Source organism: Pseudoalteromonas sp. BSi20652, from assembly GCF_000239855.1.
GTDB lineage: Bacteria > Pseudomonadota > Gammaproteobacteria > Enterobacterales > Alteromonadaceae > Pseudoalteromonas.
The window spans coordinates 1-11238 of the sequence record NZ_BADT01000188.1 but is presented as its reverse complement, the minus strand read 5'-3'; the positions used below and the strand labels follow the sequence as shown (position 1 = coordinate 11238).

Genomic DNA, 11238 nt, shown 5'->3' with positions numbered 1-11238 from the left:
AGCCATATGACACCCTGCTTGTTTTTTACACTAAATAAAGGCTAGCCTCTAATTGCGTAAAGTGCAAAATTTAGGATGGGTGTCTTGTTAAAATTCTAGGATGGGTGTCTTGTTAAAATTAGTTCAAAATTTAGGATGGGTGTCTTGTTAAAATTTACTTGTTAATTACAAGCGTGTAATAGGCAAAAAATAGTTCGTTAAACAAATGATGAAGGAACAAGACTAACCGTTGTTATTTAAAGCTTGTTAGCTGTACTTTACTACCCAACTTTAACATGACCAAAAGGTAATAAAACTAGCATTAAAACACACAATAAACTTATAAAGATAAACACCCATTTTGCATCGTTTGGCTTTGAGGCTGAGCGCATAACAAAATTAGATACTTTCTGTTTTTTGAAAATACTCGCGATTCCAATCAAAGTTCCTAACAAATACGCAGCAGCTATTACGTTAATGGTAAATTCACCCACAAAGTTTTGAAGTATATTTATAGTAATAGAAAATAAAAACTGAAAAATAACAAATGGTTTCAAAAATTGCATATTGAAGTGATACCAAAATATATCCCCACCAAACATCCAATATAATTTTGATTTCCTTAACTCATACTTCGAATCTTCCACAACTTTTCCTGTACTACTAAACGCCGTTTTAAGCGGCAAATTGCAGTTGGCTAAAATAAGTGAGGCACGAACAAAGAGCCAACTGTAATTTGTCCGACTTGAAAACCCTTGTTAGGTGTTCGTTTACACCGTGACTATATTATTAATATCATCTGTTGCCACAACTTTTAATAATGGCGGTCCGCCACCATGCATGTGACCTTGAGGATAAGATAAAAGCCAAAAACGATCATCTACTGGATCGTTGAAATATATATCCCAACCACATTTTGATGTACCAACTTTTTGCAAATGGTTATTCACAAGCCAGTCGATACGCTCGCAAACAGAGTCTGCAATTACTTTTGCATCAGATTCCACCCAACATCCAGCTAATGCCGATTCGGATGATTGCAGTAAATCCATTTAGTACACCTAACAATTTTATAGTGCGCTCATGTATCTAATAAATCATTTTTACCAAATAACTTAATACATTGCTATATGTAATTTTTTATTACCACTCAAGCAATTAATAAAAGAAAATGCGCTCGTCACTCATTTTCATGAATATATGAGCAAAGAGCAGTTTGACCAATCAATTTTCTATTTATATTTAGTCAACCTCAATGACTGGTTTTCGCTGGAAGCCCAAACACTCATAGCGACCTGTAGGTTATGTCTAAAATTAACCGCATAGATTGTGGAGCAAGTATGAGCCACTGCGGTTTAATTAATTGTAATCATTCACTTTTAATTCAGTCGCGTTCACATACTCTGGGGCTATATTAACGCATTAAGCAGTAGGATTTGCCGTGACCCCATCACTTGAACGAGAAGAGCTCGACTTTATTTTTAGTTTATATAAATCAGATAAAGACGCTGAGCCTGAAGCAACTAAACCACAGCACTCACGTAAACGACCTTCAAAAAGTACCGCACCTTGAGGTACAAGGTGTATCTCAGTACTTAATTTAACCTGCGCTGGTTAGCTTGGCTCATCGCTTAAAAACGCTTTTATACAGCTTATTTCAGCCAGCTTTACTGCCTCGCCTATTTCTGGGCCTTTTTTGCCACTTTTAAGTGCCTCTTGCACTATATGTTTTTTATCCATTTGCTGTAATTTACTATGAATGGCGCGCAGCTTAATTGCCTGCGGGTAAGGTTTATTAACCAGCGTTTCTCCGCGGCCTTGCGCATCACATTGGCAAGCTTGAGTAAATGCTAAAAAGCGCTCAGGATGCACCAAGCCATTTAAATTAGTAACAATTAATTTATGAATAGTTTGCGGCCTAAGCTGCTCAATTGTATGGCATAAAGTATGGTTATAGCTGGTAAGCACGCCAATATCACGAAAACGATTAGGCACTTTTAAGCGCTCACAAAACGCCTCAATAACTGCAACACCTTCGCGTTCGTGCCCACGTAGGTTTCCATACTTTTTAAAACTAAGCGCTTTTCCAAAATCGTGGGTAAGCGCAGCAAAGCGGGTTTCTAAATTAAAATTTAAGTCGGCTGCACGCCTGAGCACCAACATTGTATGCACAAATACATCGCCCTCAGGGTGATGATTGGCAGGTTGCGGTACGTTTTTCATTTGTTCAATTTCAGGAAAAATTCCCAGCCCATCTAATGCCTGGAAGTAAAGCTCGGGGTGTTTTTCGCCAAGCGCTTTTTCGGTTTCTAGCCATACGCGCTCGGGCACTAAGTGATTAAGCTCGCCTTTATTTTTGAGCTCTCGCATTAACGCATAGGTACTTGGGTGAATTTGCCAATCGCTGCCATAACGCGCTAAAAATCGCGCAATACGCAACACTCGCACGGGATCTTCTACAAATGCTTTTGTGGTGTGGCGCAGTATTTTATTTTGTAAATCGTGTTGACCATTAAAGGGGTCAATAATTTTACCATTTTCGTCAAGCGCCATAGAGTTTATGGTTAAGTCGCGCCTTGCTAGGTCTTCTTCGAGTGTTACGTTAGGGCTGGCGTCGACCACAAAGCCAGTATAGCCTTTGCCACTTTTACGCTCTGTGCGCCCAAGTGCGTATTCTTCTTTTGTTTTTGGGTGTAAATAAACCGGAAAGTCGCTACCTATCGGTACAAAACCAAGCGATTGCATTGTGTCTGGCGTTTCACCAATCACTACATAATCGTTATCTTTTGATTTTATATTTAGCAGCTTGTCGCGCACTGCACCACCAACGAGGTAAACTTTTTTTAAGTTACTTTTCACTTTATTCCCAATAACACTTGCCCAATTATTTGACGCTAATCATATCATTAATTAAAAAATTCTGCGGTGTTTGCCAAGCATATGTAAGCTCATTACAATAGCGCATCATTTTTTGCTTAAGCTGTTACTCAATGAAAAACCATTCATCAAAAAAAGAACTTATGTTACTACCCATTTTATTAGTGGTTATTTTAATGTGTGTGGCGGGTCACTTTTTACTACAAGCAAATTTTCAAGACAGTAATATGGTTGAATACATGTTGGCAGCGCTGCCGTTTGCTATGTTTGGATTGGTTATTGTGGCGTTTAAAATGGCGGCTAAAAGCGAAAAGGATGAGCAAAGCGAGCAGGACAAATAACCTGCCCGTTTTATATACTTATTTATAAAACATGGTAGCCAAACCAGTCTGGCTTTATAGCCTGCGATATACCGCTGGGCGTGAGCTTAATGTTTAGCTGGCTGTCGAGTAAATCAATGGCAAAGCAGTCGTCTACGTCATGTAAATCATCTTTATGAATATGGCTAAGCCCTGCGAGTAAATCGTTTTTAGCACGCTCTTTAGCTTCATGGCTACTGCTTGCAACATAAAGTGCAAAGTCGTGTTGCTCAGCCATGGAATCACTTCGGTAAGCGCCTAAATTTACAAAATAGAGTTGTTTGTTTTGCTCAACATAAGTATCAACAACTTCTATTTTGTAGCCATCAATATTGTTAACAGCCATAAAACTATCCATGTGTACGCTGCTTTTATCGCCAACCCATTGGCTTTTTAACTTTGTATACGTTTGCTCTATGGTTTGCCCAACCACAAAGCGAATGTCGTGCATTTCTATGTGGCATCCTTGAATTCGCCCGCCTAAATACACCATAAATAACTGCATGAGGATTCCTTTTGTGTGTGCTTATGCCAAACTATCAACATCAATATTGTGTTTTTTAATTAGTTTATAAAAGTCTGAACGATTACGCTTAGCAAGCTTAGCGCCTTCGGCGACATTGCCGCCTGCCATTTTTAGCGTGTTAATTACATAGTCGCGCTCAAACTCTTTTTTAGCGTCGTTTAGTGATAATGGCTCTACGTTTTTTTCGTTGCTATCGAGTGCTGTTAACACTAAATGCTCTGAAATAACATCGCTTGGCGTTAATGCTACAACCTGCTCTACTACGTTTTGTAGTTGGCGGATATTACCTGGCCAGTCGTAACGCACAAGCGCATGCATAGCATCGCTTGCAAAGTGTTTTTCATTTTGGTTCATGCGCTTAGCAATGCTTGCACTAAAGTGCTGTGCTAATAAGCTTATATCTTCGCGGCGCTCACACAGTGGTGGTAATTTTAAATTAACTACGTTTAAGCGATAGTATAAATCTTCTCTAAATTGTTGGTTTAAAATAGCCTCAGGTAAGTTTTTGTGAGTTGCCGATACGATGCGTACATCAATTGCTATTTCTTCTTGAAAGCCTACGGGGCGAATTGTTTTTTCTTGTAATACGCGCAGTAACTTAACCTGCAAGTTAAGTGGCATATCGCCTATTTCGTCTAAAAATAGCGTGCCCCCCTCTGCTTGTTGAAACAAACCTTGGTGATCTTTAATTGCGCCCGTAAAAGAGCCTTTTTTATGACCAAACAATTCTGATTCTAAAAGCTCCCCTGGTACAGCGCCGCAGTTAATTGCAACAAAAGGGCCATCACTTACATGGCTATGCTGATGAATCGCCTGTGCAAGTAGCTCTTTACCAGTACCACTAGCCCCCGAAATCAATACATTAACGTGTGTTGGCCCAAGTAGTTTTACTTGCTCTAACAAGTGCAGCATTGCACCACTGCGCGTAACTATATTACTTTTGGGCGCGGCTTCATCGGCGTTAACACCGTGAATTTCTATCGCTTTAGCAAGGCTGTCAAATAGCTCATCCTTATCTACAGGTTTAGTTATAAATGCAAAAATGCCCTGCTTAGTTGCCTCTACCGCATCAGGAATTGAGCCGTGCGCTGTCATCATTATTACAGGTAATGCAGGGTATCGGCTTTGCAACTGACGATGCAACGCCATACCATCCATTTCATCCATACGTAGGTCGGTTATTACGGCGTCAAACACTTGGCTTTTTAAAATTTGTAACGCTGCTAAGCCGCTTTCACAGGTCGTTACTTCGTATCCTTTTGATTCGATACGAATAGCGAGCAGTTTTAATAAGCTAGCGTCGTCGTCAACGAGTAATACTTTTGCACTTTGCACTTTAATTGCTGCCATAGTTACTGCTCCTTAGTTTCTTCTCTTAATAAAAGCTGCTGCTCAATCGTTGCTAATGACGAGAGGGTTTCTTGCATTTGATTATTAAGCGCTTGTTGTTCTTTTTTAGCATTTATTTGCATAGCCACTTGCTGCTTTTGCAGCCATAAATATTGCTTTATGTCGTCTGGCCAAAAGTAAGCAAGATCGAGTTTTAACAACTTAGTCATTACCGTATTTGGATCTTCATTTATGTTTAAGCACATAAATTTAAAAAAGCGTTTAAGATCGTTTTCGCCTGTAAAAACATCTTTGCTAGGCACCAATTTAAATCCGCCACACTGATTAGCGTGCCATGCTATAACTTGCTCTGCAGGTGGATAGCTTGGTTCAATTTTTGGTCTGGGTTTTGGACTAGGTTTACTGTTTTTGTCGTTCGTTATTTTAGTATCGACCACTGGTGCAGGTGTAATTGACACACGCTCTTCTTGCCCATTATTAATTTCACAACCTGATATAACCATGCTGCTACTGAGCACACATAAAATAGCGATTAAACGCAAGCGCATGTTAATTAACTCCTAGATTTTTTGTTATGGGAATTTTAATTGAAAACCGGCAACCATGCGGCTCGTTATGCTCAACAGTCAGTGTACCTCTTAGTTGTTCAACAGACTCTTTTACAATAGTTAAGCCCAGCCCACTGCCTTGCAGCGTAACATTTTTACTGTGTTTACCTTGATAAAATGCGCTGAAAATTTGCGTTTTTTCTTGCTCTTTAATACCACATCCCTCATCAATCACAGCAATGCAAAGTTGGTTTTGCTCAAGCGCTAAATTAATAGTAACGCTTTGCTTATCTCGTGAAAATTTTAAGCCATTTGAAATAAGCTGAATTAAAATCATCTCAATAAGCTCACTCGGCAAAGCGAGTGGTTTATTAGGTAGGTTATTTTGCCACTCAATGGCTTGCTCTCGAGGACCTAAACGATGTTCAAAATGACTGTTTATTTTATTAATAAGATAAGTAAATTCAACTTTGCTTAGGCTGTCTTTACTGGTGCGGATCGCATTATAACTCAGCAGGCTGTCAATCATTGTACGAAGGCGCACCATAGATTGGCTAATAAGCTCAAGCACTGCTTTTTGCTCAGCAGTAATTGGGCCTACTATTTCATCAGTTAGTAAATCAGTGCCTTCGACCATTGAAGCAAGCGGCGTTTTTAGCTCATGAGTAACATGTCGTAAAAAAGTATCTTTTTGCTGCTCAAGCATATGAAGTTGCTCTTGCACCCATTGGAGTTTTTCTCCTAGCTCAACTAGCTCAGCGGAGCCTTTCACTAATATTTTTTGCTGCCAATGTCCCTGCCCTAGCTTATCAATAACCGTAGTTAACCCTTTTAGTCGCCCACTTATACGCCATAAAAAACCACCACCAACAATTAAAGTAAGCGGAATAAGTGCCACCAGCCAGTTTATAAATGAAGTTTGTAGGCTTGTAAGCTCATTTTGGTTATTGGTAATTTGCGCTTCATTTTTATCACGTAACCATAAAGTAAGTTCAGCAACTAAATCGCTCACTGGCACAAATAGCTCCGCTTGCTGTTGTTTTTGCTCAACAAGCTCTACATGCGCGGTTTGTAAGGTGGTATATAAGCGTTGCCATTGGTGAGTATAATCTTTATCTGTGTTTACAAATTTGAGTTCATCAATACTTTGTAGGGATGATTGCCATTTATCGACAATGAGCTTATCTAGCGATTCGCTTTTTAATACCCAGTTTTGCCTAGTGGCGCGCTCAAGGCTGTTGAGTTCTTGTTTTAGGATATTAAACGATTTGGTAACTTGGTAGTTGTTACTCACAATACTTTGAGTCATTGCTAATTGCTTGTTAAGTGCATTTAAAAATACAATCACCACTATAGAAAGCGGGAGTAACGAAAGCAGCATACTCATTGCAAATTGCCCAATTAAATTAGGCCGCCAGTTAAGCATTGCTTGGTATTTTTTAGCTATGGTTGCTGGCATTTCGTTTAGTCCTTTTAAGTTAAGCGCTCTATTATTAAGTGCTTACCTTATACACTAGCTGAACCAGCTATTATATTTAATACGATTAACAGCCAGCACTAAAAAACAATGTGTCGCCAAATAGAGACAACGTAACTCGTTGATTTTAATAAACTCCCTTTCAACCTCACTAAATAGTGTTGCAAAAGACACACAAAAATTACAATAAACCCAGTAAAAACTTCTCACTGGCTTAAAGCAAAAACAATAACCAATTGAAAATAACAATAATTATTATTGGCACCATTTTTGTAATAGGAGTAATAACTTTAATCAATAAGGAAATAATTATGAACAAACGCATTTTAGTAATTTCATCATTACTGGCTTTAGGCTTGTTAGGCGCTAACGCACACGCAATGGACGTTCACGCGACTTTTAACGAGCTTGATAAAGACAGTAATGGCACATTAAGTGAAGCCGAAGCAGGAGAAGATGCCGTTCTACACGAAAATTTTTTACAAATTGATACTAATAAAGATGGGCAATTGTCGCTAGATGAATTCAAAAAATTTATTCAATAAACTCATTTAATAAGGAACGTGATTATGAAACAACTTATAGCCGCTTTTTCATTAATGTTTTTAGCAATTAGTGCCACCGTAATTGCATCGCCAACAAACGTGCGCTTTGCCCATTTAGATAAAGATATGGATGGACAAATATCAATTGTGGAAGCAAAGGAAGACAAAGAGATAATGAGACAATTTGCCGACATAGATGAAGACGGTGATGAAAAAGTCTCAAAAAAAGAATTTGAAAGCTTTAAGCCTTAATGAGTAACTACTGATTAAGCTTTACTTAAGCTTGTTACAGGTAAGCTAAATTTAAAAGCATTTGCCATAATCCCTGAGGGAGTGTGTAAAAGGATTTAATGTTGGGAGTTAAATTACGGCAAGTGCTTTTTTACTTTTACATTATTTTAGCCACAAACTTTAAATACGTCTTTTGGAAGGAGCACCATGAAGATACTTTTCCTTGTTATATGCATTTTGATGCTATTGAGCTTTGACGCCACAGCACTTGATGTAAAGCAGCGCTTTGATCACCTCGATAGCGACAAAAGTGGCTATTTAACACACGACGAACTTGATCCCCAACCACAACTGCTCAGCATGTTTGTAATGTGGGATAAAAACCAAGACAAAAAAATTTCTTTAATTGAGTTTAAAAATTACCTTACTAACAATCTTTACTGAGAATTTTAATGAAACAAATAAGCTTTGTAATTTTATACATCTTCTTAATTTTGAGTGCATCAAGCTTTGCCGCTAATGGCAGTATTACCAACCAATTTAAAAAATAGACAGAAACCAAGATGGTTTTTAACCCGTTCTGAAGCCTCAATAGATCCAGCCTTGTGGTCTAAATTTGTAAGTTACGACAAAGATAAAGACGGCAAGCTAACAATCAACGAATACCGTTTATATGCAAGCAAATAGTCCATGTTTAGGTTTCTTTTTTAACTAGGATTTTAGGCAATTAATTTCAATTAAGACTTACAACTTAACTTTAACTATCTATTTTACGACCTCATCGCATCCTATTGGTATTCTAAAAAAAGGTTTGCTAGTGTTATTGCACTAAAAATAACAAAACAGTGCCCTATGTTACTCAAAAAAATAATCAAACCACTCATACTAGCCAGTCTTTGTGCAAGCTCTAGTTACGCTATCGCACAAACAAAAGTAATTTATAACGCAAATGGCTATACACCTTTACATAAAGGTAAAATGCTAAAAGGTGAAGTCCAACAATTTTCCACTCTCGTAATAAAAGATGGAAAAGTAGTTAAAGTGGGCGGTGATGCATTAAAAAACAGCTATCCAGATGCCAAGCTAATTGACGCGAATGGTAACACCTTATTACCTGGCTTAATTGATGCGCATGGACACGTTATTGGCCTTGGCGATAATTTATCGCAACTTGACGTACGCGGTGCAAAATCGGTTAATGAAGTAACGAGTAAACTAAAAGTATTTGCCGATAACAAACAAGGTTGGATTATAGGGCGAGGCTGGAACCAAGAGCTTTGGGCTGATACACGCTTTCCTACAGCTAAAGATTTAGACAAAGTCGTTAGCGACCGACCTGTAGTACTTTCTCGGGTTGATAGCCACGCCATTTGGGTTAATTCAAAAGCGCTCGAACTTGCTGGCATTACCGCTGATACACAAGCGCCTGATGGTGGTGAAATAATTAAAGACGAATTTGGTAATCCTACGGGCATATTTGTAGACAAAGCGGAGTCGTTAATTGTTCAACACATGCCAGCCCCCTCAAAACAAGATATAAGTGACTCACTAGATGCAGCAGGTAAGCATTTATTAAGTTTAGGCATTACCTCTACTCACGATGCGGGTATTGATAAAACAACGTGGGAAGTTTACAAAGAACGTGGTGACCTTGGTAACTTGCCGCTTCGAATTGTGGCAATGCTCAGCGGTGCAAGTCCTGATTTAGATACAATGCTTAAAGCAGGCCGATACCACGACAAAAATGACTTTATGGAAATCCGCAGTGTTAAAGTTTACGCCGATGGCGCGCTTGGCTCTCGCGGAGCCGCTCTTATTGAAGAGTATGCAGACAGAGCTGGGCATCATGGATTAATGCTCGAAACACAAGACAAACTAGAAGCACTTTTTACGCAAAGTTTTAAAAGTGGTTTTAGCGCAAATACTCACGCCATTGGTGATAAAGCAAATAAAGTAGTGCTTGATGCCTATCAAAATGTGTTTAAAAAAACGGGCGGTATTTTACTGCGTAACCGTGTAGAGCATGCACAAATAGTTACTCCAGACGACATTCCTCGTTTTAAAACATTAAAAATAATTCCTTCAATGCAACCTGTTCATGCCACCTCAGATATGCATATGGCAGAGCAGCGCTTAACTGAAAAACAATTAAGCGGTGCCTACGCTTGGCAAACATTTTTACAGCAAGGGTCTGTTATTGCAGCAGGGTCTGATTACCCGGTAGAGCTGGCAAATCCATTTGATGGTTTGTATTCAGCCATTACACGGATGGATCATAACAAACTACCTGAAAACGGCTGGCGTGCAAGTGAAGTACTAAGTAGAGAAGATGCCCTACGAGCGTTTACTTTAGGAGGCGCTTATGCGGCTCATCAAGAGTTTAAAATTGGTAGCTTAGAGCAAGGTAAATGGGCTGATTTTATTTTAATCGACAAAGACTATTTTAAAGTCCCCGTTGACGAAATTTATAAAACTAATGTGCTACAAACATGGGTTGCAGGTACGCTTCGCTATAAAAAAGAAGAGGATACACCAACCCAATAAATGTAAATAAACAAATTAACTATAAAAATTAACTAAAGTAATCAAAAAGTGTGTCGATAAGGTTGTGTAATTTAATACTCCCCTTATTTTTCAGGAAGAAAATATGTTATCAAAAAAGATATCTCTGACCTTATCGGCACTTTTTACCCTTTCACTTTCAGCTTGCTCTACTCACCCTGTATATAACGGCCATGCTCCACATAATAACAATTCGCAAAATCATGCGCATAATGCTAAGTACACTGAAAACTATCAGCCTCGCGTAAGTAACTGGCAATTTCCAGAAAACAACTACCGCCCAATCAATAGCAGTAAGTTACTAAGTAATTACACTGAACAGTTAGCCATGAAACTAATTGAAAACATGAATTACATAAATAGCGCAACACCTATCGCTATTACGTCTTTTGTAAATTTGGACGACAACCTGCAAACAACGAATATTTTTGGTAACCATTTAGCTGAGAGTTTTATTACAGAGCTACAAGAATTTGGATTGTCTGTTATTGATTACAAACACACAGGTACTGTGCATGTAACACCAATGGGTGATTTTTCGTTCAGCCGTAATGGTAAAGAACTTAAAGGTTATCCGCATATAGAATACACATTAACGGGCACACTAACTTACACAAACAGAGGCGTGATTGTTAACGCTCGTATTATTGGTGCTAAATCAAAAGTAGTGGTGTCTTCAGCTAAAGGGTTTATACCTAGCTTTATAGTGGAATCGTTATACCCTACTCGTAGAACAGATGGAATTATGCTTGGCGCTAGCTATTGATTAAAACCAAAAAAGGTA

General features: G+C 38.6%; 14 protein-coding genes and 1 pseudogene. 8 read left to right on the top strand and 7 right to left on the bottom strand.

What is annotated here, in order from left to right:
• Positions 1-260: 260 nt before the first annotated feature.
• Positions 261-626: a hypothetical protein gene (locus P20652_RS03830; RefSeq protein WP_139048237.1), complete on the bottom strand. Its 366-nt coding sequence runs from the start codon at positions 624-626 to the stop codon at positions 261-263.
• Positions 627-749: 123 nt separating this feature from the next.
• Positions 750-1031 (bottom strand): Imm27 family immunity protein, encoded by a 282-nt coding sequence (locus P20652_RS03835; protein WP_008171266.1) that lies wholly within the window; start codon positions 1029-1031, stop codon positions 750-752.
• 389 nt (positions 1032-1420) lie between these two features.
• On the opposite strand from P20652_RS03835, the gene P20652_RS21365 reads away from it, so the two are divergent.
• On the top strand, positions 1421-1552 hold the full coding sequence (locus P20652_RS21365; RefSeq protein ID WP_008171263.1) for a hypothetical protein: 132 nt from the start codon (positions 1421-1423) through the stop codon (positions 1550-1552).
• Positions 1553-1593: 41 nt separating this feature from the next.
• Here P20652_RS21365 and P20652_RS03840 read toward each other — a convergent pair whose 3' ends face one another.
• A complete protein-coding gene (locus P20652_RS03840) occupies positions 1594-2838 on the bottom strand; it encodes a multifunctional CCA addition/repair protein (protein ID WP_008171262.1) in 1245 nt (414 codons plus the stop codon).
• 131 nt (positions 2839-2969) lie between these two features.
• Here P20652_RS03840 and P20652_RS03845 point away from each other — a divergent pair, with 131 nt between their 5' ends.
• Entirely contained in the window at positions 2970-3197 is a 228-nt protein-coding gene (locus P20652_RS03845) for a hypothetical protein (protein WP_008171260.1), read from the top strand.
• A gap of 22 nt (positions 3198-3219) precedes the next feature.
• Here P20652_RS03845 and P20652_RS03850 read toward each other — a convergent pair whose 3' ends face one another.
• The 4 genes from P20652_RS03850 to P20652_RS03865 are packed head-to-tail and all read right to left on the bottom strand — an operon-like array spanning position 3220 to position 7098.
• A complete protein-coding gene (locus P20652_RS03850; protein ID WP_008171258.1) occupies positions 3220-3720 on the bottom strand; it encodes a DUF1543 domain-containing protein in 501 nt (166 codons plus the stop codon).
• A 21-nt stretch (positions 3721-3741) separates the two neighbouring features.
• Positions 3742-5091, bottom strand: a complete 1350-nt coding sequence (locus P20652_RS03855) for a sigma 54-interacting transcriptional regulator (protein ID WP_008171256.1) — start codon at positions 5089-5091, stop codon at positions 3742-3744.
• Positions 5092-5093: 2 nt separating this feature from the next.
• Positions 5094-5639, bottom strand: a complete 546-nt coding sequence (locus tag P20652_RS03860; protein WP_008171253.1) for a hypothetical protein — start codon at positions 5637-5639, stop codon at positions 5094-5096.
• A 1-nt stretch (position 5640) separates the two neighbouring features.
• A complete protein-coding gene (locus P20652_RS03865) occupies positions 5641-7098 on the bottom strand; it encodes a sensor histidine kinase KdpD (protein WP_008171251.1) in 1458 nt (485 codons plus the stop codon).
• Between the two features lie 329 nt (positions 7099-7427).
• Between P20652_RS03865 and P20652_RS03870 the strand changes: the two genes are divergently transcribed.
• The 6 genes and pseudogenes from P20652_RS03870 (at position 7428) to P20652_RS03890 (ending at position 11220) form a co-directional block, all read left to right on the top strand.
• On the top strand, positions 7428-7661 hold the full coding sequence (locus tag P20652_RS03870) for a cag pathogenicity island protein Cag25 (RefSeq protein WP_008171250.1): 234 nt from the start codon (positions 7428-7430) through the stop codon (positions 7659-7661).
• 24 nt (positions 7662-7685) lie between these two features.
• The gene (locus P20652_RS03875) at positions 7686-7913 is read left to right on the top strand and encodes a hypothetical protein (protein WP_008171249.1); all 228 of its coding nucleotides are present in this window, start codon (positions 7686-7688) and stop codon (positions 7911-7913) included.
• A gap of 186 nt (positions 7914-8099) precedes the next feature.
• On the top strand, positions 8100-8336 hold the full coding sequence (locus tag P20652_RS03880) for an EF-hand domain-containing protein (protein ID WP_033017867.1): 237 nt from the start codon (positions 8100-8102) through the stop codon (positions 8334-8336).
• Positions 8337-8344: 8 nt separating this feature from the next.
• Positions 8345-8579: pseudogene (locus P20652_RS21520) on the top strand (EF-hand domain-containing protein).
• Between the two features lie 165 nt (positions 8580-8744).
• Positions 8745-10436, top strand: coding sequence for an amidohydrolase (locus P20652_RS03885; RefSeq protein ID WP_008171246.1), 1692 nt, complete (start codon positions 8745-8747; stop codon positions 10434-10436).
• Between the two features lie 103 nt (positions 10437-10539).
• Positions 10540-11220, top strand: a complete 681-nt coding sequence (locus P20652_RS03890) for a FlgO family outer membrane protein (protein ID WP_008171245.1) — start codon at positions 10540-10542, stop codon at positions 11218-11220.
• Positions 11221-11238: the final 18 nt, after the last annotated feature.

What these genes read in the sequence shown, in the direction of transcription:
- P20652_RS03835 (WP_008171266.1), bottom strand. Translation starts at nt 1,031, where the DNA reads ATGGATTTACTGCAATCATCCGAATCGGCATTAGCTGGATGTTGGGTG.
- P20652_RS03845 (WP_008171260.1), top strand. Translation starts at nt 2,970, where the DNA reads ATGAAAAACCATTCATCAAAAAAAGAACTTATGTTACTACCCATTTTA.
- P20652_RS03850 (WP_008171258.1), bottom strand. Translation starts at nt 3,720, where the DNA reads ATGCAGTTATTTATGGTGTATTTAGGCGGGCGAATTCAAGGATGCCAC.
- P20652_RS03855 (WP_008171256.1), bottom strand. Translation starts at nt 5,091, where the DNA reads ATGGCAGCAATTAAAGTGCAAAGTGCAAAAGTATTACTCGTTGACGAC.
- P20652_RS03860 (WP_008171253.1), bottom strand. Translation starts at nt 5,639, where the DNA reads ATGCGCTTGCGTTTAATCGCTATTTTATGTGTGCTCAGTAGCAGCATG.
- P20652_RS03865 (WP_008171251.1), bottom strand. Translation starts at nt 7,098, where the DNA reads ATGCCAGCAACCATAGCTAAAAAATACCAAGCAATGCTTAACTGGCGG.
- P20652_RS03870 (WP_008171250.1), top strand. Translation starts at nt 7,428, where the DNA reads ATGAACAAACGCATTTTAGTAATTTCATCATTACTGGCTTTAGGCTTG.
- P20652_RS03875 (WP_008171249.1), top strand. Translation starts at nt 7,686, where the DNA reads ATGAAACAACTTATAGCCGCTTTTTCATTAATGTTTTTAGCAATTAGT.
- P20652_RS03880 (WP_033017867.1), top strand. Translation starts at nt 8,100, where the DNA reads ATGAAGATACTTTTCCTTGTTATATGCATTTTGATGCTATTGAGCTTT.
- P20652_RS03885 (WP_008171246.1), top strand. Translation starts at nt 8,745, where the DNA reads ATGTTACTCAAAAAAATAATCAAACCACTCATACTAGCCAGTCTTTGT.
- P20652_RS03890 (WP_008171245.1), top strand. Translation starts at nt 10,540, where the DNA reads ATGTTATCAAAAAAGATATCTCTGACCTTATCGGCACTTTTTACCCTT.